This window comes from Reyranella sp. (assembly GCF_965279465.1).
Classification (GTDB): domain Bacteria; phylum Pseudomonadota; class Alphaproteobacteria; order Reyranellales; family Reyranellaceae; genus Reyranella.
Genome location: NZ_OZ257242.1, coordinates 1,111,322 through 1,133,532, shown reverse-complemented (window position 1 = coordinate 1,133,532; position 22,211 = coordinate 1,111,322). Strand labels below are relative to the sequence as shown.

Below are 22,211 nucleotides of genomic sequence, written 5' to 3'. Positions count from 1 at the left end.
CCGGCGGTACCGATGGCGGCGGGCCTGCTGATCGCCCTCGCGCTGGTTTCCTACTTCGGCTTCGCGCTGCTGGCTCTCAGCCAGGACCGTCATTGGCTGCGGGCGGGCGGCAAGCAGACCTGTCCCGCGCGCCTTGCGATGCCGATGCGTGCGGCGGGCTATGGCCTGCTGCTGGCCGCACTGGGCCTCGCCTTGCTCCGCGACGGCCCGAGCTTCGGCAGCCTGCTATGGGTGGCCATGCTGACAATCGCCGCGCTCTGCGTCGTTGCCACTCTCGCCTGGCGCGCAGCCTGGCTGCGTCCGGTCGTTCGCGCGCTCCAGCGCATCGCGTAACGCTTCAATCCTTTTCGGGGATCACCGACGGCGCCACGATCTGGTCGCTGTCGGGGGGTGTCGGGGCAGCTTGCGGTAGCGGCGGCGGGGGCGTCGCCGGCAGGAAGGCGGCGACGGCAGCGGCGGTGCCTTTGGGGTCCTCCTCCATCGGGTCGTGGCCGGGCTTCTCGAAGATTGCGAGCTTCGCGCCCTTGATGTCGCCTTGGAGGCGGAAGGCGTCGGCGACCGGTACCCAGCGGTCCTGAGCGCCCCAGATGATCAGAGTCGGCACGTCGAGACGCCTGAGCGGCGTCGGGTCGAGCGGGTCCTGGCTGCGTGCGCGCAGCAGGGTGGCCGGCCTGTTGCCGGGAAAGCGCTGCAGCTCGCCGAAGCGGCGCACCCGCTCGGACGTGATCAAGGCCGGGTCGCTGTAGATCTCGGTCATTGCCCGACGCAGCATCCAGTCCGGCTTGAAATAGATGCCGATGTCGCCGATCAGCGGCGCGCGGGCGAGTCGCGTGCGCAGCGGTGCTTCGCCTTCGGGCGGATAGGCGGACGCGTCGACCAGGATCAGATGGCTGACCCGCTCCGGCCGCGTCGCCGCGAAGCTCCAGGCCACGGCGCCGCCCATCGAATGGCCGGCGATGGCGAACCGATCGAGCTGCAGCGTGTCGGCCAGCACTTCGATGAAGTCTGTATAGGCCTCGATCGTATAGTCGCTGCGCGGCCAGGAGCCGGTCAGGCCGTGGCCCGGCAGATCGACCGAGATCAGCCGGTAGCGGTCCCTGAGCTCGGCGACCCAGCCCTCCCACATATGCAGCGAGCCCAGCGAGCCGTGGATCAGCAACAGCGGCATGGCGTCGGCCTTGCCCTCGTCGCGGACATGGACATGTGTGCCGCCGACGTCGATGAAGCTCGACGGCGGCTGGCCGTAACGTTCGATCAGGTAGTTGCGTGGCAGATCGGGCGCGTAGGCCCAAAGCGCCACGCCCGACAGCCCGCCCAGCGCGAACAGCAGCACGAGCGGCAGATGCCGCCAGCGCGAAAGCCGCTGGTCCTCAGCCCTGCTGCGGCGCGGCGGCATGGTCGGTCGCGGGCTTATCGCGCAGCACTTCGGCCAGCCGGTCGAGGTCGCGCAGCTTGAATTCCGGCGCCGCCTTCGGATCGACGATCTTCTCCTCGATCAGCCGGGCCAGGATCGTGCGGTTGAGGTCGTTGCTCACGATCAGCCGGTCCTCGAGCTTGGCCACGAAGACGAACAGCTCGAACTCGAGGCCGGTCGGGGCGATCCGGGCGAATCGGATGATCGGCTGGGGCACGCGCAGCACGCGCGGCTGGTTGAGCGCCGACTCGCGCAGAATCGCCTCGAGCTTCGCGACATCCGTGCCGAGCCCGACGGTCAGCAGGATGTCGACCCGGCTCGACGTGTCGGAGTAGGTCCGGTTGATCACCGGATTCTGCAGGAAGACGCTGTTGGGCACGATGACATGCGTGCGCTGGAAGGTCTCGATCTCGGTGGCGCGGATGTTGATGCGCCGCACGAAGCCCTCGTGGCCGGTCACCGACACCCAGTCGCCGGCCTTGATCGGCCGCTCGATCAGCAGCATGACGCCCGAGATGATGTTGTTGGCGATGTTCTGCAGGCCGAGGCCGATGCCGACCGACAGCGCGCCCAGCACGATCGCGAGGTTGGTGAAGTCGATGCCCAGCGCGCCGATGCCGACCAGCACGGCGATGATCACGCCGGCATAATTCAGGCCGGCATCTATCGACTGGCGCAGCGGCATCGGCGCCTCGACCGTCGGCATCACCCGATCGCGCACGATGGCCCGCACCAGCCGCGCCAGCAGCAGGCACACCGCGAAGGTGACGATCGCCATGCCGAGATTGGCGAGCGAGATGGTGACGCCGCCGATCCGGATGCCGTAGAGCAACTGGCCGAAGCCCCTCTCGACGGCGTCGACGTCGATATTCCACGCCTGCGGCAGGCCGAAGGCGAGCAGCAATACCAGCAGGCAGTCGAACAGCAGCAGCGCGATATGCTGGCCGTACAGCGCCTGGTGCGACGCCATCCCGAAGACGCGGCGCACCCAGGCGCCGGTCGGGGTGTCCGGCGCGGCCATCGTGTCGAGCAGGTCGTCGACGACGCGATGCGCCAGCAGCGCGCCGACGATCATCAGGCCGCTGTTCGCCAGTGCCGACTGGATGTGCGAGGCGAGCGTCGTATAGCCCAGCAGGGCGAACAGGATCGCGGAGAGCATGGCGACGCGCAGCACGACTCGCGACGCGGTCCACCAGGGGCCGCCGACCAGTGCCGGGCGGTCCTCCCCGCCCTCGGCTTCCCTGGCATGCCAGGCCTTGTTGGCCAGGACTGGGAGGGCGAGCAGGGCGACTGTGGTGGCGAGCACCAGGGCAGCGACTGACGCGAGGGCGCTCCGCTCGCCGCCCTGGGTCAAGGCGACGAACAGGATCTCCAGGCTCGTGCTGCCAATCATCAGCCGCCGCAGACTGGTCGATAGGTGCTGGGCGCTCGAGTCGGTAAAGTCGAGCACGCGGGTCGACCGGTTCGGCGCCAGCAATGTCGCACTGAGACCGACGACCAGCAGCACGAGGATGATGCTCGAGATCGTGTGCGGGAGCAGGACGTCGATCGGCGAGGGCGGCTGGCTCGCCACCAGCAGCCGGCCGATCAGCCAGACGGCGAGGATCGGCACCAGTACCAGACCGAGCCCATCGATGGCGGCGGCGATAGTACGGTCGTGCGGGCCGAGCAGCGCGGCGCGCGCGCGGCCAAAGCGGAGGCGAAGGCTGCGGCCGGCCCACCACAGGCCCGCCGTGATCAGGGCCCAGATCGCCAGTGGCGCAAGATCCCGCTCGTCCGATGTGAGAGTCCGCGGGCCGTCGCGGCTCCAGACCGTGAGGGCAGCCCACAAGGTGCTGCTCGCGTCGAGGAACTGCGGCCACAGCCCGCTCCAGACCTGCCGCGACAGCGGCGAAGAATCCTTGTGCAGCAGGGTCTGCAGCACGACCTGCCCCCGCAGCTTGGTCAGGCGCTCGAGCAGCTGGTCGGCGCGCGCGATCACGACCTCGCATTGCTTGACCCGGCTTTCGCTGATCGTGGCCTGTTCGGTCAGCCGCCCGCGCTCGGTCTTCACGTCATCGGTTTCGGCCGCCTGGTCGGGACCCGGCTTGACCTCCAGCGGTGCCAGGAGCTTGCGGGTGTCGGCGAGCTCGTTTCGCGCGAGGGCCGCCGCGGCAAAGGCCGCCGCGCGAACATCCGAGGCCTGCTCGCGCAGGGCATCGATCTCCGCCGGCACGAGGCTTTCCTGGTCAGATCGGTTGGCGATGCGGTCGAGCTGGCGGGTCCACAGCTCGATGAGCTGCGAGAACGGCCGCTGCGGTGGCGTCACGGTCTGCCCGGACGCTGGGATCGCGAAGCTCAGAAAGGCGAATAGCAGGCACGCAAGGACGGGAAGGAGGCGTCCTCTTTTCCCTCCCCCGTAATCGCTGTTGGATTCACACATTTCGAAGCCCGAGGGTGGTGCCGTATTTGATGTCGTTGAACTTTGCGAGACCGATGCGCATGAGCTTTGGCCCGGGCTTACCGTAGTAGCCGGTCCAGCCGCCGAGGCGGGCGATGACCCAAGCAGCGAAGGCCAAGCTGCCTGTGGGATGGGGATTGCGTTGGCGCGCAGTCTTGCCTTCGAGCCTTGCCGAGACGGCCTCGAGGATGGGCCGGTCGTCGGGATCGAAGGCATCGCCAAGCTGTCGATCGGTGTTGCCGTCGCGGGCCTGCACGAGTTGCTTGATTGTTACGGAGGCAATCGTGGCGGCGGCGACGAAGTTGATCATGGCCTGCGGCTCGCCGATGTCGGCGTCTTCGATGTCGAAGCCAGCGGTCTTGAGGGTGCGGAAGAACTCCTCGATGGTCCAGCGCTGGCGATACAGGTCAATGACGCGCCGTACCTGGCCGCACTCTGCGACCGGATGGGTCGTCAGCAGTCGCCAATGTATCGGCTTGCCGTCGGGCGGTGTCGAGATCTCGCGGACATCGACCAGCGTCAGGCCGACTGTCGCAGGCAATGCCGGATCGGCGCCATGCAATGGCCGGCGCAGAGCCACCGGCGCAAAGCGCAGGGCCAGTTCAGCGTGACGCTTTGCTCGTCCGGGGGCGGCCGGGATGGTCGTGGCGAAGCGGCCCTGCTCGGGTTGGCCGTCAATCATCCCGAACAGCAAGCCGTCCGCCGGCTCTTCGGTCAGCCGTTCGATCCGCCGGTTCTGGCAGGCGCGCACGATCAGATGCACGTTCGCCGGCCGGCGCGCGAACAGCTCGTAAAAGTCGCTCTCGCGGTCCGATACCACCGTGATGCAGCGCGCCTCGGCCAGAACCTCGCCGGCCTGCTGCGCTCCCTCGATCCAGCGACGCGACTCCTTGGCCGCCGTCGTCCGTCGGCGCCGCGGCGCCAACTCGGCCCGGCCGCGGTTCCACACCTGCATCGACACCAGGCCGAGCAGTCCGCCGCTCCCCGCTTCCACTGCCAGCACCGGATGAAGCAGCAAACCGCTCAGCACACCGCCCTTGCCGACCGCGCCATAGCCCGCCTGCCGGGCCCGACGGCCGCCCAGCACCAGTTCGCTGGTATCCTGGATCGCGACAACATCGCGCCCTGCGACGCGCTGCGCCGTCAGCGCACCGGCGTGCCGCGACATCGCCCCGGCCGTCACCGACCGGTTGCGCAGAAAGCGGGTGAACTGAATCTCACGGGCCCGCGTGCCGCCAAGCCGACGGATGCAAGACCCAGGATCGCCAACCAGAGCCGCGTGCAGGCAGGCCCCCCTTTTTCCAGGCGGCGGTCGCCAAACCGCCCCAGTCCGTACTCCACAACAGACATCGACTTCTCCCATCGCCAAAACGGCTTCAGGGAATCGACGTTCTGCCTCCCGCGCAACTACGATGTGTGAATACGATAGCCCGTAATCGGGGGAGGTGGCGCGGTAATCCGCGACGGAGGGGGCGTGATGCACCATCTCCGCCGCCCTCCCCCTCCGTCGGCGTAAGACGCCGACACCTCCCCCGCAAGTGGGGGAGGGAACGTTGCGAGCCTTGATCCTCCGCATGCCCGCTAGGTACCACGGCCCGCCGTTGATATCCGTGGTTTATCAGCGCCTTCCTGCCCGACCGTTGACACGGCGGTTCGGCCGGGGAACCTTGCAGTCCGAAAATCAACCGTCTGAGGGGAGTGAATGGCATGGCCGACAGCAAGAGCACGGTGGGTGAGGTTCGCGTTGCGCCCGACCGGCTGCATGCTTTCACCATGGCGATCTGCCGCGCCGACGGCAGTTCCGAGGCGGAGGCCCGGCTGGTCGCAGACCATCTGGTCCTCGCCAACCTGTACGGTCACGACAGTCACGGCGTCGGCATGATGCCGGCCTATATCCAGAACACCACGACCGGCCGCTGCATCCGTAACCATCATGCAAAAATCATCAAGGATAATGGTGCAGTGGTCGTGATCGACGGCGGCGTGGGCTACGGCCAGGTCGTTGCCAAGGAGACGATGGATATCGGCATCGAGCGGGCGAAAAAGCACGGCGTCTGCGTCATCGGTCTCACCAATGCGCATCACATCGGACGCATCGGTCATTGGGCCGAGCAGTGTGCGCGGGCCGGTATGGTCAGCACCCACTGGGTGAATGTTCACGGCCACAAGTCGCTCGTCGCGCCGTTCGGCGGCGCCGAGCCGCGCTACTCGACCAACCCCTACTGCACGGCCGTGCCGCGCAAGGGCAAGGAGCCGATCGTGCTCGACTTCGCGACCAGCCAGGTGGCGATGGGCAAGGTCCGGGTCGCCAACAACAAGCAGATCCAGATGGAGCCCGGTCTGCTGATCGACGCGGCCGGCGTCGACACCACGGAACCGGGCGTGATGTACAATCCGCCCTACGGTGCCATCCTGCCGTTCGGGCTGCACAAGGGCGGCGGGCTGGCCGTGATCTGCGATCTGCTGGCCGGCGCGCTGACCGGGGGCAAGACCCATTCGCCGGCGACCATCCGGGAAGGCACCGACATCGTGAACAACATGCTGTCGATCATCATCGATCCGGCGGCGATGGGCGGCACCCAGGCGTTCGAGGACGAGGTCGAGACCTTCATCACCTGGGTGAAGTCGGCCAAGCCGCGGCCGGGCGTCCCCGAAGTGCTGGCACCGGGCGAGCCGGAGCGCGCCCGCAGGATCGACCGCGAAAAGAACGGCGTGCCGATCGACGGGACGACCTGGCAGCAGCTTCTCGACGTCGCGCGCAAGGTCCGCCTCAACGATACCGAGATTCCCGGCGTCGCCGCCTAGGAGACGATCATGGCCAAGATGAAGCTCTACTACTCGCCGTCGTCGCCGTATGCGCGGAAGGTCCGGGTGGTGGCGATCGAGACCGGGCTCGACAAGAAGATCGAGATGGCGAACGTCGCGCTGACACCGGTCGCGGCCAATGCCGACGTCGACAAGCACAATCCGATCGGCAAGATCCCCGCACTCTCGGTCAAGGGCATGGACCTCTTCGACTCGCCGGTGATCTGCGAATATCTCGACAGCCAGCACAAGGGCCGCAAGCTCTTCCCACGCAAGGGCCGCGACCGCTGGATGGCGCTGCGCCAGCAGGCGATGGCCGACGGGCTGCTCGATGCCGCACTGCTGACGCGCTACGAAGGCGCGCTGCGGCCTGAGGAGAAGCGCTGGCCCGACTGGAGCGAAGGCCAGATGAAGAAGATCAACGGCGTGCTCGCCCAGCTCGAGGCCGAGGTGAAATCGCTCAAGGGCAAGCTCACCATCGGCACCATCTCGATCGCCTGCGCGCTCGGCTATCTCGATCTGCGCTTCGTCGACATGGGCTGGCGCGACAGGTATCCCAAGCTCGGCAAGTGGTTCGCCGCCACATCGAAGATCCCGTCGATCAAGTCGACCGCCCCGCCGCCGGTGTGACCGGCCGGGCGTGACCGCCGACGAGATCATCGCGCCGGCTCTTCGCTTCTCTCCCAGCCTTTAACGCTTCCACATCTCGCGCGAGGCCAGCACGGCGCCGGCGGTGACGAGGAGGGCGGCGATGAGGAGCGTGACGGTCGGCGGCGCGAGGCCGCACATCACGAGCAGCGCCGTCGACAGGATCGGCGCGGCATAGCTCAGAGCGCCGAGCGCCCGGATATCGCCGCGCTTCACGGCATGGTCCCAGAGGTAGAACGCGCCGCCGGTCGGGCCGATGCCGAGCGCCAGGACGGAGAGCCAGGCGGTCGGCGTCGCGGGCCAGACGGTCGGCTCGAACAGCAGGTGACAGGCGAGCGACAGGATCGCGGCGGCGGAACAGAAGGAGGCGATGGCATCGGTCGGGGTTTCGCCGAAGCGGCGCGACAGCACGGAGTAGAGCGACCAGGCGAAGGCGCAGCCCAGTGCCAGTGCATAGCCCAGGGCATGGCTGCCGGCGAAGCTGACGCCGCGGCCGGCGGCGAGCAGGGCGACGCCGGCGAAGCCCAGCAATGCCCCCACGAGGTGCGGCCAGCCGAGACGTTCGCCGGCCAGCGGCGCGGACAGCAGCACGATCAGCAACGGCCACAGATAATTCACCAGGTTGGCCTCGGCCGGCGGTGCAAGTTGCAAGGCGGCGAAATAAAGCGCGTGGTAACCGAACAGCCCGCCCACCCCCAGGAGCCAGACCTTGACCGGCCAGCGCACCAGTTCGATCCAGGCGAGGCCGCGCGCGCGGGCTCGCACGATGCCGATCGCCGCACCGATGGCGAACGTCATGGCCACCATCTGGAAGGGTGGGATCGGGCCGGCCAAGACCGAAAGGGTCGCGAGGGCTCCCCAGAGCGAGATGGCACCCAGGCCCGCCGCCATCGCCTGTCGCCGTTCGGCGGTGGCTATTGTCATACGCGCCGCATAGACAACCCGGTCGCATCTGTCGATAGGGCCGGTTACGATGACAAGACAGCAGAGGGCATGTTCAGTCGACCGACAAACCCGGTAAGTCACCGTCTCGCGCGCTTCGCTTTCTTCCTCGCCTGCGCGGCGGCGCTGACTGTCGCGGCCTGCGGCCCGGCGCACCGTTTTCTCGGCATCGACCTCGACCTCGTGTTGATCGTCTTCCGTTACGGCTTCTATGCCGCCACTGCCGCGATCGCGCTTGGGCTCGCGACCGTCGTGCCGACGCGGCCGGGCGAGCGGCGACGCGGCTTCGTGGCGGCCGTCCTGGCGCTGGTGATCGGCGTCGCCGCGGCCTGGTCGCCCGCGCAATGGCTGCTGCAGGCGCGCGCGGCGCCTCGCATCAACGACGTCACGACCGACCCCGCGCGGCCGCCGGCGATGGTCGTCACCCTGCAGATGCGCAAAGGTGCCGCCAATCCGGCGGCCTATCCAGGCGAGAGCGCAGCGGCGCAGCAGCGCACGGCCTATCCCGACATCGTGCCGATCGTGCTCGCCGTGCCGCCCGCGGAAGCCTTCAAGCGTGTCGATCGCGTTGCCATGGCGCTGGGCTGGGAGGTCGTGGCGCGCGCGCCGCCGGAGGGCCGGCTCGAGGCGGTCGACACCACCGACTGGTTCGGCCTCCAGGACGACATCGTGGTGCGCATCCGCACCGAAGGCACGACCGGCAGCCGCGTCGACATCCGCTCCAAGAGCCGCCTCGGCGAGTCCGATTTCGGCGCCAACGCGCGGCGTATCCGGGCATTCGCCGAGCAGTTGCGCGCGGAGCAATGAGGAAGATCAGTGCGCGCTTGCCGGCAAGGTGAAGCGGAAGGTCGTGCCTTCGGGGCCGGTCTCGGTCATGGCGATCTCGCCGCCGTGGCAGCGTACCAGATCGCGGGCGATGGCGAGGCCGAGGCCCGCGCCACCGGCGCGACCGCCGGTGGTGAAGGGCTTGAAGAGCTGCTCGGTGACGTGCTTGGGCACGCCCGGACCATTGTCGGTCACATCGACCAGCAGATAGGCGCCGCCGTTCTGCGTCCGCACCGTCACCGTGCTGGCGCCGGCATCGAAGGCGTTGCGGCCGAGATTGATGAACAGGCGATAGAGCAGGTCGCGGTCGGCACGCACCTTGCACTCGCCGTTCAGCGCGTTGACCCAATTGCGCAGCAGGTTGGGATCGGCGTCCTCGCCCTGCTCCTGCAGGGTGACGCCGACTTCGTCGACCAGGTCGGTGAGATCGAACGCCTCGAGCCGAGGCGTCGGGAGGTCGCGCACATATTCGATCGCCTCGCTCGCCAGCCGCGTCGCGCGGTCGATGGTCTTCATGATGGTCGGGGCGAGATTGCGTGTGCGCTCGTCGTTGCTGCTGGCGAGGCGGTCCGACAATAGCCGCGCGGTCGACAGGATGTTGCGCAGATCGTGGTTGATCTTGTTCGACGCCGCGCCGACCTCGGCCAGCCGCGACTTCTGGCGCAGTGAAGCGCGCAGTTCGCGCTGCAGGCTCTGGAACTCGCGGTCGACCACGCCGATCTCATCGTTGCGCTCGGCCCGCAGCCGGTCGCTGCGTGCCTCCTCGGGATCGCGGCGGAAGGCCACCATGTCGGCCGACAGATGCTGCAGCGGCCGGATCACCAGCCAGCGCAGCGCGAGGTAGAGCAGCGCCGCGGTGAACAGCGCGATGATGATCGACAGCACCAGCACGCGTACGCTGTAGTCGTACATTGCGATGCGCATCGGCAGCTCGTCGACCACGATCCAGACCATCGCGCGCGGCAGCCGCATCGATTCGCCGCCGATCCGCGTGTAGTAGGCGCCGTCGCGCGTCATGGCCGCCAGCGCATCCCAGATCAGGCCGAGCGCGCCGCGCTCCTTGAGGTTGAAGGTCGGCATATCGGGCCGTGGTGCGATGTTGAGCAGCCTGCGGCGCGGCTTGTCGGGCTCGGCCAGTATCACGGCGTCGACACGGGCGTGGTTGAGCAGGGCGCGCTTGACCTCGTCGGTCACCATGTTGTCGGGTGTGGCGTCGAGCGCCAGGGCGGCCAAGGTGCCGCTCTCGATAAGCTGCTCGAGATAGACCAGCCGGAAGCGCGCGATCGAGGGCAGGAACAGCAGCAGCTCGGCGGTCATCACCGCTGCGATCACCAGCCCGAGGATCCGCCATGACAGGCCGAAGGTCGCGAACCGCCGGGCAAGCGGACTGGTTCCGGCGCGGAGGGAGACGGCGGCGGGCATGGCCGGACCTTACCGGACCCGGCCGGTCGGGCCTAGCCGGGGGCCATCAACTCTTCAGGCAGGCGGCGGCAGGCCGGGATCGGTGGCGGCGAAGCTCGGCCGCGCCGACAGCGCGGCCCACCAGGCGGCGAGCCGCTCGTACCGCTGCAGCAGCGCGGCGCCTTCGGGCGCCAAGGTAAAGTAGGCCATCATTGCGCCGAGGTGGAGGTCGGCCAGCGTCGGTCCCGCCTCGGTGATCAGCGGCTCGAGAGCCGCCATCACCTTGGCGGAAGCAGCAAGGCCGCGCTCGACCTCGGTGACGTCGCCCGGCTGGCCGAGCCGTGGCCGGAACACTCCCTGGGAGAAGACCTGCCGCACCATCGGCCAGTAGCCGTAGGAATCGACGATGGCGACGATCTGGTCCATCCGCGCCAGGGCCTGCGGCCCGGTCGGCTGCAGCGCCGGACCCGGAAAGGCGCGGTCGATATAGCGGGTGATGGCGCCGGTCTCGTAGAGCACGAAGCCGTCGTGGACCAGGGCGGGCACCCGGCCGAACGGATGCAGCGCCAGATAGGACGCCGGCACATCGGGCGCGAACGGATTGACCTCCACCCGATCGTAGCCCACGCCTTTCTCGGCCAAGGTGAGCCGGACGATGCGGAGATAGACGCTGTAGCGGTAACCGTGCAGGACGAGGAGCATAGGCTGTATCTCATGCTCTTTCGGACCGCGAGCTTCCAGCTCGCTCATGAGCTTGAGCGAGCTGGAAGCTCGCGGTCCGGAAGAGCATGACGTTTTCGACGTGGGCTCATAAAGGAGCGGTGGGTAACATTGACTCCGCCTGCCCCCGCGACTATTACCCTCGCCCACGGAATTCAGCCCCCGGCGCCAGCGCGGGGGCCTTGTATTTGGAGGAGTTGCGTCATGAAACGCACGTATCAGCCCAGCAAGCTGATCCGCAAGCGCCGGCATGGCTTCCGGTCGCGGATGGCAACGGTCGGCGGCCGCAAGGTCATCGCCAACCGTCGCCGCTCGGGCCGCAAGCGCCTGTCGGCCTAGCCCGGGCCACCAGCCCGTGGCGCCGGTCCGCCCCGGGCGACTGCCAAATCGCCGGGATTTCTTGCGCGTCCAGGCCGGACGCCGCTGCGCCATGCCCGGCTTCGTCCTCCAGGCCGCCCCGGTCCCGGCCGATCGGCCGCCGCCTGTCGTCCGGGTCGGCTTCACGGTCAGCAAGAAGGTCGGCAATGCCGTCGCCCGCAACCGGGTGCGCCGCCGACTGCGCGAAATCGCCCGCATGGTCATCCCGGAGCAGGCCCGGCCCGACCTGGATTATGTGCTGGTCGGCCGCCAGGGCGCCTTGGTGCGTGACTTCGCCGTCCTGCGCCAGGAGCTGGTCGAGGCGCTCAAACGGCTGAAGGCGCTCGCCGTCGCGACGCCATGACCCTGAATCCATGGCTTGCGCCCGCGCCGGTGAATCGCCAGTTTCCGGGCCGCATGCTTTCCCTGCTCCTGCGCGGGGCGATCCGTCTCTACCAGCTGACGCTCGCCTACTTCTTTGTCGGCGCCTGCCGATACGAACCGTCCTGCTCGGCCTATGCGGCCGAGGCAGTGACGCGCCATGGCGCCATGAAGGGCAGCTTCCTCGCCGCGCATCGTCTATGCCGCTGCGGTCCGTGGACCGCGGGCGGCTATGACCCGGTGCCGCCTTCGCCCCTTTCCTGCCATCCCGCCGAGCGCGCCTGAAAATGGACCAGAAGAACTTCATCGTCGCCATCGTGCTCTCGGTGGTCATCATCATGGGCTGGCAGACGCTGTTCCCGGCCAAGCCCACGCCGCCGCAACAGCAGGCCAGCCAGACGACCGCTCCGAACGCGCCGGCGGGCGGTGCGGGCACCGCGCCGAGCGCGCCCGGCGCTCCTTCGCCCGGCGCTCCTGCCGTCCAGCAGGTGCTGAGCCGAGCCGAAGCGCTGGCAGCCTCGCCGCGCGTGACTTTCAGCACGCCCGAGCTGCTCGGCTCGATCGCGCTCAAGGGCGCCCGCATCGACGATGTGGAGCTGGCCAAGCATCGCGAGGAGCTCGATCCCAAGAGCCCGCCGGTGTCTGTCCTGTCGCCGGTCGGCGTGGCCCATCCCTACTACGCCGAGTTCGGCTGGTCTTCGTCCGATCCGGCGGTAAAGGTGCCGGGGCCGGACACGCTGTGGACCGCCGACAAGAGCACGGTCGAGCCCGGCAAGCCGGTGCGCCTCACCTGGGACAATGGCGGCGGCCTGATCTTCGCGCTCGATATCTCGATCGACGAGCACTTCATGTTCGCGGTCAAGCAGAGCGTGGAGAACAAGACCGACAAGCCGGTGACGCTGTTCCCCTGGAGCCTCGTCGTACGCTACGGCGAGCCCAAGGCCGAGGGCACCTATGTGCTCCATGAAGGTCCCTACGGCGTGTTCAACGGCAGCCTGAAGGAGTTTGGCTACTCCGACTTCAAGGACAACAAGAGCCAGAAGTTGTCGAGCACGGGCGGCTGGGCAGGCATCACCGACAAGTACTGGATGGCGACTCTGGTGCCCGACCAGAAGGTCAAGGTCGACGCGACGTTCAAGGGGACGGGTGCCGGACCCAACATCAAGTTCCAGGTCGACTATGTCGGACCGGGCGTGACCATCGCCCCGGGTGCGTCCGGCAGCTATGAATCGCACCTCTTCGCCGGTGCCAAGATCGTGCGCGTGATCGACGCCTATCGCGAGAACCTCGGCATTGACCGCTTCGACCTGACGATCGACTGGGGCTGGTTCTGGTTCCTCACCAAGCCGATGTTCTGGGTGCTCGAGTGGCTCTATGTGCAACTCGGCAACTTCGGCGTCTCGATTTTGATCCTGACCGTGATCGTGAAGGCGATCTTCTTCCCGCTCGCCAACAAGTCCTATGCGGCGATGAGCAAGATGAAGCGCCTGCAGCCGGAGATGGAGAAGCTCAAGGCGCGCTACGGCGAGGACAAGCAGCGGATGAACCAGGAGCTGATGCAGCTTTATCGCCGCGAGAAGGTCAACCCGGCGGCGGGCTGCCTGCCGATCGTGGTGCAGATTCCGGTGTTCTTCGCGCTCTACAAGGTGCTCTACACCACGATCGAGATGCGCCATCAGCCGTTCTTCGGCTGGATCAAGGATCTCAGCGCACCCGATCCGCTCACCATCCTGACCGGCTTCGGCCTGTTCCATTGGCAGGTGCCGGAGTTCCTGCACTTCTTCAACATCGGCATCTGGCCGCTGATTATGGGTGTGACCATGTATCTGCAGCAGAAGCTGAACCCGGCGCCTACCGACCCGGTGCAGGCGCGCGTGTTCCAGTTCCTGCCGATCATGTTCACCTTCATGCTGGCGCCGTTCTCGGCCGGGCTGGTGATCTACTGGGCGTGGAGCAACACGCTGTCGATCGCTCAGCAGTATTACATCATGCGCAAGCACGGAGCCCCGATCGGCGGCAAGGCGCAACCCAATGTGGCGCTGCCGGCGACGACGCCGACGCCGGTTCCCGCCAATGGCGGCGGCGGCAGCGGCGGCAAGAAGGGTAAGAAGAAGGGCTGATGCCTCCTCAGGAGGCAAAGGGACGATCGCCTGCCGAGATCGACGCGGCGCGCCGGCTGTTCGCCGGTCCCTGCGAATTCGTGGCCGGTGCGGCGTCGTTCGAATCGCTGATCCCGATCTCGCTGCCCGAGGTCGCCTTCGCGGGCCGCTCCAACGTCGGCAAGTCAAGCCTGGTGAATGCGCTAACCGGCCGGCGCACGCTCGCCCGCACCTCGTCGAGTCCGGGACACACACGGCAGATCAATTTCTTCAATCTCGGCGACCGGCTCACCCTGGTCGACCTGCCGGGCTACGGATTCGCGCAGGTGTCGCGCTCGATGAAGGAGACCTGGCAGGACCTCGCCTCGGCCTTCCTGCGCGGCCGCCCGACGCTCAAGCGCGTCTGCCTGCTGATCGATTCGCGCCACGGCGTGAAGGACAGCGATCGCGAGACGATGAAGAACCTCGATGCGGCCGCGGTCTCGTACCAGCTCATCCTGACCAAGACCGACTATCTCAAGCATGGCGGCATTCCCCGCGCCGTCGCGATGGCGGAAGAGGTGGCGCGCAAGCATGTCGGCGCGCATCCCGTCGTGCTGCCGACCAGCAGCGAGACTGGCTTCGGCATCCCCGAGCTCAGGGCGGAAATCCTCGCCGTTGCGACCGGCTGAGTGGGCGTCCTCTCCCGGTCGTCCTGAGCGAAGCTCACGTCGCATCGTGGAAGATGATGCCGAGGGTGAAGCGCTCACCGTCCTGCAGACTGGAGACACCGTGGCGCATGGCAGTGCGGTGCCAGCCGCGCGTGCCCTTCGCGGGGCGCTGGTTGACCGCGAACAGCACGGCGTCGCCCTGCTGCAGCGGCACGACCTCGCCGCGCGACTGCATGCGCGGACGTTGCTCGACCAGCATGAACTCGCCGCCCTCGAAGTCACGGCCGGGCTGGCTCAGCAGCACGGTGGCCTGCAGCGGGAAGACCAGCTCGCCGTAGAGATCGCGATGCAGGCAGTTGTAGTCGCCCGGCCCGTACCGCAGCAGCAGCGGTGTCGGCCGCTTCTGGCCGCCGGCATGGCACTCGCCGAGCCAACCCTTCAAGGTTGGTGGAAAGCGCCGCTCGATTCCGAGCACCTCGTTCCAGCGGTTGGCCACGGCCGCCAGCTCGGGATACAGCGCCTGGCGCAGCCGCTCGACCGCTGCGGGCAGCGGGTAGGTGAAATACTGGTACTCGCCCTGCCCGTAGCCGTGGCGCTGCATGACGATATGCTTGCGGAAATGTGACGGGTCGGGCCACAACCCCGCCAGCGCCCGGCAGTCGTCGGGCCCGATCAGGCTGCGGGCCACGGCGAAGCCGCGATCGGTGAGATTTCCGCTGTCGAACATCAGGACATCCTGCCGCGCTTGCCCGGCTTCTTCTATCCGCCGCCCGCCTGATATATGATGCCGCTTTAGCCCCCTTCCGCTCCGGGAGGGGGCTTTTGCGCAACTTGGGAAGCAGTGAAATGGCCGAGCCGGTCCAGTCCGACAAGGAGCAGAAGCGGCTCATCCGCATGGCGGAGACGATCTCCAAGGCGCTGCCCTACATGCGACGCCACAACGACGCGACCTTCGTCGTGAAGTACGGCGGCCATGCCATGACAGATCCGAAGCTCGGCGACCTGGTGGCACGCGACATCGTGCTGATGAAGCAGGTCGGCATGAACCCCATCGTGGTCCACGGCGGCGGCCCGCAGATCAACAAGATGCTGGAAAGGGTAGGGCTGAAGAGCACGTTCGTGAACGGCCTGCGGGTGACCGACGCGGCGACGATGGAAATCGTCGAGATGGTTCTGGCCGGCTCGATCAACAAGGCGATCGTGGCGGACATCAACGAATGCGGCGGCATCGCCGTCGGCATCTGTGGCAAGGACGGCAACTTGATCCTGGCCACCAAGGTGACCGAGATGCGCGATCCGCGGACAGGTGAGCTGCTCAAGGTCGATCTCAAGCAGGTCGGCGAGCCGGCCAAGATCAACGTCATGGTGCTTGAGCAGCTGCGCAAGGCCGACGTGATCCCGGTGGTGGCGCCGATCGGCTTCGGTGTCGACGACGAGCTCACCTACAACATCAATGCCGATACCTCGGCCGGCGCGATCGCAGGCGCGATGAGGGCCAAGCGGCTGTTGTTCCTGACCGACGTGCCGGGCGTGCTCGACAAGGAAGGCAAGCTGATCCCCGAGATGAGCGTCGAAAAGGCCCGCGCGCTGATCGCCGACGGTACGATCTCCGGCGGCATGATCCCCAAGGTCGAGAACTGCATCGATGCCGTGAACCGCGGTGTCGAGGCGGCGGTCATCATGGACGGACGGGTACCGCACTGCCTGCTGCTTGAGGTCTTCACTGAGGCCGGCGTGGGGACCATGGTGAAGCGCGTCTGATTGGCTTGAAACTGCTGATTTCCTTGCATATTTAAGCAGAATGGCACTCCGGACCATCCTCACAGCACCCGATCCGCGCCTCAAGAAGAAGGCCGCAGCCGTCGCTGCGGTCGACGCCGAGGTGCGCCAGCTCATGGACGACATGCTGGAGACGATGTACGCGGCCCCCGGCATTGGCCTGGCCGCGCCGCAGATCGGCGAGCTGAAGCGGGTCGTTGTGCTCGATATCGACCGCGAGGACGTCAAGACTGGCCCGCTCTGCATGGCCAACCCCGAGATCGTCGAGGTCTCCGACGAGGACGTGACCTATGAGGAAGGCTGCCTGTCGGTGCCCGAGCACTATTCCGACGTGGCGCGTCCGGCCAGGGTGACTGTGCGCTACCTCGACCGCGACGGCGAGACGAAGGAACTGGCCTGCGAGGGCCTGCTGGCAACCTGCGTGCAGCACGAGATCGACCATCTCGACGGCATCCTGTTCATCGACCACATCTCCTCGCTCAAGCGCAACATGATCCTGCGCAAGCTCCTTAAGGCGCGGAAGGAGAAGGAGCGCGAGGAGGCCGAGGGCAAGCCCGCGCCCAAGCTCAAGATGACGGCGAAGGAAGAGGCCGCCGAGGCCTAAAGTCAGGCCGGCACCTCGCGGTGCATGTGCAACCAGACCTCCGCGCGCGCGACACTCGAGAATATCTTCATCGGCCGGTCGGCGGGAGCAAGGTTCAGGCACCGCCGGATGACGTCGTGTACGCCCGGCGACGTGACCACGAAGGCGATCGGGCCGAACTTGAACTGTCCCGCATAGGCGCTCATGCGGGCACCGAACCGCATGAAATCCTCGTCGCTGGCATGCTTGTCGTCGAGGCCTCTGGCGTCGAACAGCCTGGCGTAGGACAGCGCGTCGGCAGCGACGATCGCGTCGTAGTATTCCTCGACTTCCTCGACCGGGATGAAGCCCTCCGCGACGATGGTGACGCGGCGCTCCCGATGCGAAATCTCCCATTTCAATGGCATGCTTTGCCTCACTCCAAAAGCAGCCCCGACAGTCTGCCCGAACGGCACCAAGATTGCACGGCATTCGGCAACTCAACCCGCCGGAGAGAGCCGATGACGCCCGAGCAGATCACCCTGGTGCAGGCCAGCTTCCAGAAGGTCGTGCCGATCGCCGGCACCGCAGCCGATTTGTTCTACGATCGCCTGTTCGAGACCGCGCCGCAGACCCGCGCGCTCTTTCCGCAGGACATGGCCGAGCAGAAGAAGAAGCTGATGGCCATGCTGGCGACCGCCGTCACCAACCTGCACAAGCTCGATACGATCCTGCCCGCCGTGCAGGCGCTCGGCCAGCGCCACAAGGGCTATGGCGTCACCGCCGATCAGTACGCGCCGGTCGGCGCCGCTTTGCTATGGACTCTGGAGAAGGGCCTCGGCCCCGATTTCACGCCGGAGACCAAGGCGGCCTGGACCGAAGCCTATACCGCGCTTGCCGGCGTGATGACGAACGGCTGACGGCAGGCGCATCGAGCTCGTTTGGGCTCACACCGGCCGTTGGTCGGCAGGAATGCCGTCGACCGGCGGGGCGAGGTTCATTGTGCGTCGTTCCTCGGCGACGCTCGTGATCGCTGCCCGCAGGGCCGGATGGCGGGCCGTGAACTGATTGAAATCGCGCCGGTCGAGTACCAGGAAGTTGCAAAAGTCGACGGCGACGACGTCGCTGTTGCGCCGGCCGCCCGAGAGCAGTGCCATCTCACCGAAAAAGTCGCCCGGCCCGAGGAGGATATTGCGTTCCTTGACCTTCACCTCGACGGCTCCCGAGGAGATGAAGTACATGCCGTCGGCGCGGTCGCCATGGCGAATAACCTTTTGGCCCGGCGATGCCGACTTCGGCCGGAACAGCAGCAGGAGCGCCTCCTGGTCTCGCGCCTCGACAAGCTGCAGGATCGGGAAGCGCTCGAGCAGATGTTGCAGCCTTAGATTCTCCGCCCGCGTGCGTTCCTCGTGCCGTGCCTTGATGACCTCGAGCTCGCGCTCCAGCGCCCCGTAACGCTGCTGTCCGTAGAAGCGTGCCTCCTCCGGCACCGCGGCCCCGAGCCGCCGTTGCATTATTTCGACTGCGTAAAAGAACAGCGGATTCAGCATGATGGAGAACAGCGATCCGGCGACCACGAGGTCGCGGCCCTCGCCCGTCACCAGGTTGGCAGAGATGCCGAGCGCGATCAGGATGAACGAGAACTCTCCCACTTGCGCCAGGCTGGCCGAGACTACCAGCCCGGTGCTGACCGGGTACCGTAGCAGCAGGACGATCGCGAAAGCGATCAGCGACTTGCCGAACACGATCAGGGCGAGGGCTGCCAGTACCTTGCCGGGCTCGCGCAGCAGGATCGTCGGATCGAACAGCATGCCGACGGAGACGAAGAACAGCACTGAGAATGCATCCTGCAGCGGCAGGGAGCCTTCGGCCGCCTTGTGGCTGAGTGGCGATTCGCTCAGAACGACACCGGCGAAGAAGGCGCCGAGCGCGAACGACACGCCGAAAAGCTGCGCCGACCCATAGGCGATCCCCAGCGCTGCCGCGAGGACTGCGAGCGTGAACAGCTCGCGCGACCCGGTTCGCGCCACCCGTGCCAACACCCATGGCACGACCTTCGGCCCGACCAGGATGGCAATTGCGGCAAAGGCCGCCACCTTGGCTAGCGTGATGGCAAGCTCCAGCAATACCGGCATGTCGGAGTGGCCGTGGCCGCCAATCGGCTTGCCGCCGAGCATCTCGGCGAAGGCCGGCAGCAGGACCAGGGTCAGCACCATGGCCAGATCCTCGACGATCAGCCAGCCAACCGCGATACGGCCGTTCACGCTGTTGACCAGGTTGCGCTCCTCGAGCGCCTTTAGCAGCACGACCGTGCTGGCGACCGACAGGCTGAGGCCGAATACCAGGCCGGTGCCGTGGCTCCAGCCCCACAGCCAGGACACGCCGAGCCCCAGGAGCGTGGCCAGCACGATCTGGCCGACCGCACCGGGGAGGGCTATGCCGCGCACCGCCAGCAGGTCGGACGTCGAGAAGTGCAGCCCGACGCCGAACATCAGCAGGATGACACCGACCTCGGCGAGCTGGACGGCGAGGCCGCCGTCGGCGACGAAGCCCGGCGTATAGGGTCCGATCAACACGCCGGCCAGCAGATAGCCGACCAGCGGCGGCAGCCGCAGCCGGTCGGCGACATAGCCGAACGCGAAGGCGAGGACGAAGCCGATGGCGATGGTGGAGATCAACGTCGCTTCGCTATGCACTTCCCAACCCTGTCGTTGTGGCGTCGACCGAACGGCGCGGCGCGGGCGGCCAGCAGTTCGCACCGTTTGATTGCAGGCAGAGTGTTATGCCACGGATCTTCCGTCCGCCAAGCAGACCTTGGTCGACTGGCGCGCGACATCAATCGGTCCGCTCGTTCGCCGGGCCGTGTATCCAACGATACACGCCCGCGGTTGACGGTCCTGCCGGCGTTGACCAGCCTTCGTGCGAGACGAGCCGGGGGGCGGATTGCGATGCGTTGGGCCATTAAGCTTCTGCTTTGGACAGGGGGCGTTGTCGTCGGATTGGTTGCGGTCGTCTATGCCGCGATCTTCTTCGCACCGCTCACGTTCTCCCGGCTGCTGGACAAGGCGTCGCTCGCGGTCGGCGTCGCCAAGGGATTCATCCCGCCGCCGTTGCCGACCCAGAGCGAGGTCAAGGAAGCTTACTGGCTCGATCAGACCTGGTCGCACCGCGACCGGTTCTGGTTTCACCACGCTTCCCAGGGCACGGCGACCCTGCCTGTGCCCTATGACTGGTTCGTCGAGCTCCAGAGGGGCGAGCTGCCGTTGCCGACCGGCCTTCGCCGGCTGGCGGACTCCGAGTATCTGGAGCGCTTCGGTTTCATTCCGAGTCCAAGGGTCGCAAAGGGCGAGAAATTCGCCGGCGCCGCGGCTCCGGATGCCGCGAAATTCGGCTATCGCGCCGAAGGTCCGGCCGACGTCGCCGACGCGGCGGATCGCGATCGCATTGCCGGCTATCCCGACAATCCGGACGGGCTGCCGGTCGGCTTCGCGCGCCTGGCCGCGGGCCTCGATCCGACGACCAACGCCAAATATCCCGATCAGCTCGGTCTCACCTGCTCCGCCTGCCACACCGGGCATCTCGAATACAGGAACGTCAGCCTTCGCTTCGATGGCGGGCCTGCGATGGTCAATCTCGATGCCCTCTCCAAGGCCATCGGGCTGGCGATCGGTTACACGCTGGAACTGCCATGGCGCTTCGACGCCTTTGCTGAACGGGTTGCGAAACGAAATCCCGAATGGAAGGACAAGGACAAGCTCCAGGCGGAGATGAGCAGGATCGTGTCGATGCTGCTCACCATCAACGCTTGGGAAAAGCAGAGCAACGGCACGCCCGATGTCGAGGAGGGAATCGGCCGCCTCGACGCGCTCAATCGCATCGGCAACCAGGTTTTCTTCAACGATCTGCTGACGGAGGAAGATTTCAAGAATCCCAAGCGCGTGCCGGCGCGCGTCGTTTCAAACTACAGGGCGATCAACGCGCCGGTCAGCTTTCCGCCGCTCTGGGACACGCCGAGCCTGTTGTGGGTGCAGTACGACGCATCGATCTTCAACGAGCTCGTGCGCAATGCCGGCGAGTCGCTCGGCGTGACGGCCAAGATCAACATGACCGGTGCCGATCCCGGCAAACATTTCTCCTCGTCCATACGGCTCGCGGCGATGGCCGAAATGGAGAAGATGTTGCGCGGCACCGACCCGCTGGCCGGCAAGGCTTTCAACGGCTTGACCGCGCCGAAATGGAGCGACGCCGCGAAGCTATTCGGCAAGGGCGCGGGCTGGGATCTCGACGACGCGAAAGTCGACCGGGGACGGGACCTCTACCGGACATTCTGCGTCGAGTGTCATCGCGGCCCTGTGCGGGATGCCAAGTTCGATAGCCGTTGGCCGGAGCTCTCCTTCTGGGCCGCTACGAGTCCCGACCGGACCGAGCCGAATTGGCTGCAGATCGGCGACCGCAACTATTTCAACGTGGTGCAGAAGCCGGTGGCGGACATGGGGACCGACAGGCAGCAATCGCGCGTTCTCATCGAACGCCAGGTTGCGCTGCCGCCCGAGCTCAATCTCCACCCGGTGAGCGACCTCAACAAGCGATGGAACTGCCGCATACCCGACGACGAGGGACTCAATTCCTCGTTCGGCCTGGCCCTGATGGCGGTCGTTGACCGCACGATCGATCGCTGGTTCGCCGAAAATCCGACCGACCCAAAGACGGAAGCGGAGATGCGGGGGCCGCGGCCCAACTGCCCCAATCCCCGCACGTTCACGGGGATGCAAACGGCCGATCCGGCGGCTCCGGCCGCGAGCCCGATCGTGCCGCACTACCGGGCTCGACCGCTCGATGGCGTCTGGGCGACGGCGCCCTATCTCCACAATGGCTCGGTTCCAACCCTGCGGGCGATGCTGACGCCGCAGAAGGACAGGCCGACGAAATTCTGCGTCGGCTCGCGCCAATTCGATCCCGCCGCCGTCGGACTGAAGATCGACGTGCCGCCCTGCGCCACCGGCTTGACGGAGATCGACACGAGCGAGCTCGGCAACAGCAACGCCGGTCATTCGTTCGAAGGGATGCAGACCGACATCAGGAAGCTGCCGCCGGGAGTCATCGGCCGCGCCTTGACCGACGGCGAGCGCGACGATCTGGTCGAGTATCTCAAGACGCTGTAGGTCGTTGCTCCGGCGCCGTCATCCCG

The 22,211-nt window shown here is 66.9% G+C and carries 22 protein-coding genes; 13 read left to right on the top strand and 9 right to left on the bottom strand.

Features of this window, described 5'->3' with window-relative positions:
* Positions 1 to 12: 12 nt before the first annotated feature.
* Positions 13 to 333 carry a DUF3325 domain-containing protein gene (locus ACQY8M_RS05485; RefSeq protein WP_428669667.1) on the top strand — a complete coding sequence of 107 codons (321 nt, stop codon included), beginning with the start codon at positions 13 to 15 and terminating at the stop codon, positions 331 to 333.
* A gap of 4 nt (positions 334 to 337) precedes the next feature.
* On the opposite strand, the gene ACQY8M_RS05480 is transcribed toward ACQY8M_RS05485, so the two are convergent.
* The 3 genes from ACQY8M_RS05480 to ACQY8M_RS05470 all read right to left on the bottom strand — a co-directional run bounded on the left by ACQY8M_RS05480 (position 338) and on the right by ACQY8M_RS05470 (position 5,340).
* Complete coding sequence (locus ACQY8M_RS05480) at positions 338 to 1,396, bottom strand: alpha/beta fold hydrolase (RefSeq protein WP_428669665.1); 1,059 nt, start codon at positions 1,394 to 1,396, stop codon at positions 338 to 340.
* On the bottom strand, positions 1,371 to 3,722 hold the full coding sequence (locus ACQY8M_RS05475) for a DUF3772 domain-containing protein (RefSeq protein ID WP_428669663.1): 2,352 nt from the start codon (positions 3,720 to 3,722) through the stop codon (positions 1,371 to 1,373). Before ACQY8M_RS05475 ends, ACQY8M_RS05480 begins: the two co-directional genes overlap by 26 nt.
* A 106-nt stretch (positions 3,723 to 3,828) precedes the next feature.
* Positions 3,829 to 5,340, bottom strand: coding sequence for an IS4 family transposase (locus ACQY8M_RS05470; RefSeq protein ID WP_428669661.1), 1,512 nt, complete (start codon positions 5,338 to 5,340; stop codon positions 3,829 to 3,831).
* Between the two features lie 221 nt (positions 5,341 to 5,561).
* Here ACQY8M_RS05470 and ACQY8M_RS05465 point away from each other — a divergent pair, with 221 nt between their 5' ends.
* Entirely contained in the window at positions 5,562 to 6,659 is a 1,098-nt protein-coding gene (locus ACQY8M_RS05465) for a malate/lactate/ureidoglycolate dehydrogenase (protein ID WP_428669659.1), read from the top strand.
* Between the two features lie 9 nt (positions 6,660 to 6,668).
* A complete protein-coding gene (locus ACQY8M_RS05460) occupies positions 6,669 to 7,289 on the top strand; it encodes a glutathione S-transferase (RefSeq protein ID WP_428669657.1) in 621 nt (206 codons plus the stop codon).
* Positions 7,290 to 7,349: 60 nt separating this feature from the next.
* On the opposite strand, the gene yddG is transcribed toward ACQY8M_RS05460, so the two are convergent.
* Positions 7,350 to 8,231 carry an aromatic amino acid exporter YddG gene (yddG, locus tag ACQY8M_RS05455; RefSeq protein ID WP_428669655.1) on the bottom strand — a complete coding sequence of 294 codons (882 nt, stop codon included), beginning with the start codon at positions 8,229 to 8,231 and terminating at the stop codon, positions 7,350 to 7,352.
* A gap of 69 nt (positions 8,232 to 8,300) precedes the next feature.
* Between yddG and ACQY8M_RS05450 the strand changes: the two genes are divergently transcribed.
* Positions 8,301 to 9,056, top strand: a complete 756-nt coding sequence (locus ACQY8M_RS05450) for a DUF1499 domain-containing protein (protein ID WP_428669653.1) — start codon at positions 8,301 to 8,303, stop codon at positions 9,054 to 9,056.
* Between the two features lie 6 nt (positions 9,057 to 9,062).
* Here the strand turns inward: ACQY8M_RS05450 and ACQY8M_RS05445 are convergent, their stop codons facing one another.
* On the bottom strand, positions 9,063 to 10,496 hold the full coding sequence (locus ACQY8M_RS05445) for a sensor histidine kinase (protein WP_428669651.1): 1,434 nt from the start codon (positions 10,494 to 10,496) through the stop codon (positions 9,063 to 9,065).
* Between the two features lie 54 nt (positions 10,497 to 10,550).
* Positions 10,551 to 11,177, bottom strand: coding sequence for a glutathione S-transferase family protein (locus tag ACQY8M_RS05440; RefSeq protein WP_428669648.1), 627 nt, complete (start codon positions 11,175 to 11,177; stop codon positions 10,551 to 10,553).
* A gap of 222 nt (positions 11,178 to 11,399) precedes the next feature.
* Between ACQY8M_RS05440 and rpmH the strand changes: the two genes are divergently transcribed.
* From rpmH to yihA, 5 genes are all read left to right on the top strand, one after another.
* Positions 11,400 to 11,534 carry a 50S ribosomal protein L34 gene (gene rpmH, locus ACQY8M_RS05435; RefSeq protein ID WP_085934982.1) on the top strand — a complete coding sequence of 45 codons (135 nt, stop codon included), beginning with the start codon at positions 11,400 to 11,402 and terminating at the stop codon, positions 11,532 to 11,534.
* 91 nt (positions 11,535 to 11,625) lie between these two features.
* A complete protein-coding gene (gene rnpA, locus ACQY8M_RS05430; protein WP_428669646.1) occupies positions 11,626 to 11,916 on the top strand; it encodes a ribonuclease P protein component in 291 nt (96 codons plus the stop codon).
* Positions 11,913 to 12,218, top strand: coding sequence for a membrane protein insertion efficiency factor YidD (gene yidD, locus ACQY8M_RS05425; RefSeq protein WP_428669644.1), 306 nt, complete (start codon positions 11,913 to 11,915; stop codon positions 12,216 to 12,218). Before rnpA ends, yidD begins: the two co-directional genes overlap by 4 nt.
* A 2-nt stretch (positions 12,219 to 12,220) precedes the next feature.
* Positions 12,221 to 14,053: a membrane protein insertase YidC gene (yidC, locus tag ACQY8M_RS05420; protein ID WP_428669642.1), complete on the top strand. Its 1,833-nt coding sequence runs from the start codon at positions 12,221 to 12,223 to the stop codon at positions 14,051 to 14,053.
* Positions 14,053 to 14,703: a ribosome biogenesis GTP-binding protein YihA/YsxC gene (gene yihA / locus ACQY8M_RS05415; protein ID WP_428669640.1), complete on the top strand. Its 651-nt coding sequence runs from the start codon at positions 14,053 to 14,055 to the stop codon at positions 14,701 to 14,703. Before yidC ends, yihA begins: the two co-directional genes overlap by 1 nt.
* Before the next feature lie 34 nt (positions 14,704 to 14,737).
* Here yihA and ACQY8M_RS05410 read toward each other — a convergent pair whose 3' ends face one another.
* On the bottom strand, positions 14,738 to 15,409 hold the full coding sequence (locus ACQY8M_RS05410) for a 2OG-Fe(II) oxygenase (protein ID WP_428669638.1): 672 nt from the start codon (positions 15,407 to 15,409) through the stop codon (positions 14,738 to 14,740).
* Between the two features lie 119 nt (positions 15,410 to 15,528).
* On the opposite strand from ACQY8M_RS05410, the gene argB reads away from it, so the two are divergent.
* Both argB and def read left to right on the top strand, forming a co-directional pair.
* Positions 15,529 to 16,443 (top strand): acetylglutamate kinase, encoded by a 915-nt coding sequence (gene argB, locus ACQY8M_RS05405; RefSeq protein ID WP_428669636.1) that lies wholly within the window; start codon positions 15,529 to 15,531, stop codon positions 16,441 to 16,443.
* Positions 16,444 to 16,483: 40 nt separating this feature from the next.
* Positions 16,484 to 17,065 (top strand): peptide deformylase, encoded by a 582-nt coding sequence (gene def, locus ACQY8M_RS05400; RefSeq protein ID WP_428669634.1) that lies wholly within the window; start codon positions 16,484 to 16,486, stop codon positions 17,063 to 17,065.
* 2 nt (positions 17,066 to 17,067) lie between these two features.
* Here def and ACQY8M_RS05395 read toward each other — a convergent pair whose 3' ends face one another.
* Entirely contained in the window at positions 17,068 to 17,451 is a 384-nt protein-coding gene (locus ACQY8M_RS05395; RefSeq protein WP_428669632.1) for a hypothetical protein, read from the bottom strand.
* 93 nt (positions 17,452 to 17,544) lie between these two features.
* Between ACQY8M_RS05395 and ACQY8M_RS05390 the strand changes: the two genes are divergently transcribed.
* Positions 17,545 to 17,943, top strand: a complete 399-nt coding sequence (locus ACQY8M_RS05390) for a globin family protein (RefSeq protein WP_428669630.1) — start codon at positions 17,545 to 17,547, stop codon at positions 17,941 to 17,943.
* A gap of 27 nt (positions 17,944 to 17,970) precedes the next feature.
* Here the strand turns inward: ACQY8M_RS05390 and ACQY8M_RS05385 are convergent, their stop codons facing one another.
* A complete protein-coding gene (locus ACQY8M_RS05385) occupies positions 17,971 to 19,719 on the bottom strand; it encodes a cation:proton antiporter (RefSeq protein WP_428669628.1) in 1,749 nt (582 codons plus the stop codon).
* Positions 19,720 to 19,971: 252 nt separating this feature from the next.
* Here ACQY8M_RS05385 and ACQY8M_RS05380 point away from each other — a divergent pair, with 252 nt between their 5' ends.
* Positions 19,972 to 22,185: a di-heme-cytochrome C peroxidase gene (locus tag ACQY8M_RS05380; RefSeq protein ID WP_428669626.1), complete on the top strand. Its 2,214-nt coding sequence runs from the start codon at positions 19,972 to 19,974 to the stop codon at positions 22,183 to 22,185.
* Positions 22,186 to 22,211: the final 26 nt, after the last annotated feature.

Coding starts and splice junctions, on each gene's coding strand:
- ACQY8M_RS05485 (WP_428669667.1), top strand. CDS start 13: ATGGCGGCGGGCCTGCTGATCGCCCTCGCGCTGGTTTCCTACTTCGGC.
- ACQY8M_RS05390 (WP_428669630.1), top strand. CDS start 17,545: ATGACGCCCGAGCAGATCACCCTGGTGCAGGCCAGCTTCCAGAAGGTC.
- rnpA (WP_428669646.1), top strand. CDS start 11,626: ATGCCCGGCTTCGTCCTCCAGGCCGCCCCGGTCCCGGCCGATCGGCCG.
- ACQY8M_RS05450 (WP_428669653.1), top strand. CDS start 8,301: ATGTTCAGTCGACCGACAAACCCGGTAAGTCACCGTCTCGCGCGCTTC.
- ACQY8M_RS05465 (WP_428669659.1), top strand. CDS start 5,562: ATGGCCGACAGCAAGAGCACGGTGGGTGAGGTTCGCGTTGCGCCCGAC.
- yidD (WP_428669644.1), top strand. CDS start 11,913: ATGACCCTGAATCCATGGCTTGCGCCCGCGCCGGTGAATCGCCAGTTT.
- yihA (WP_428669640.1), top strand. CDS start 14,053: ATGCCTCCTCAGGAGGCAAAGGGACGATCGCCTGCCGAGATCGACGCG.
- ACQY8M_RS05440 (WP_428669648.1), bottom strand. CDS start 11,177: ATGCTCCTCGTCCTGCACGGTTACCGCTACAGCGTCTATCTCCGCATC.
- ACQY8M_RS05380 (WP_428669626.1), top strand. CDS start 19,972: ATGCGTTGGGCCATTAAGCTTCTGCTTTGGACAGGGGGCGTTGTCGTC.
- ACQY8M_RS05470 (WP_428669661.1), bottom strand. CDS start 5,340: ATGGTGCATCACGCCCCCTCCGTCGCGGATTACCGCGCCACCTCCCCC.
- ACQY8M_RS05480 (WP_428669665.1), bottom strand. CDS start 1,396: ATGCCGCCGCGCCGCAGCAGGGCTGAGGACCAGCGGCTTTCGCGCTGG.
- rpmH (WP_085934982.1), top strand. CDS start 11,400: ATGAAACGCACGTATCAGCCCAGCAAGCTGATCCGCAAGCGCCGGCAT.
- ACQY8M_RS05445 (WP_428669651.1), bottom strand. CDS start 10,496: ATGCCCGCCGCCGTCTCCCTCCGCGCCGGAACCAGTCCGCTTGCCCGG.
- ACQY8M_RS05410 (WP_428669638.1), bottom strand. CDS start 15,409: ATGTTCGACAGCGGAAATCTCACCGATCGCGGCTTCGCCGTGGCCCGC.
- yidC (WP_428669642.1), top strand. CDS start 12,221: ATGGACCAGAAGAACTTCATCGTCGCCATCGTGCTCTCGGTGGTCATC.
- ACQY8M_RS05460 (WP_428669657.1), top strand. CDS start 6,669: ATGGCCAAGATGAAGCTCTACTACTCGCCGTCGTCGCCGTATGCGCGG.
- argB (WP_428669636.1), top strand. CDS start 15,529: ATGGCCGAGCCGGTCCAGTCCGACAAGGAGCAGAAGCGGCTCATCCGC.
- yddG (WP_428669655.1), bottom strand. CDS start 8,231: ATGACAATAGCCACCGCCGAACGGCGACAGGCGATGGCGGCGGGCCTG.
- def (WP_428669634.1), top strand. CDS start 16,484: ATGGCACTCCGGACCATCCTCACAGCACCCGATCCGCGCCTCAAGAAG.
- ACQY8M_RS05395 (WP_428669632.1), bottom strand. CDS start 17,451: ATGCCATTGAAATGGGAGATTTCGCATCGGGAGCGCCGCGTCACCATC.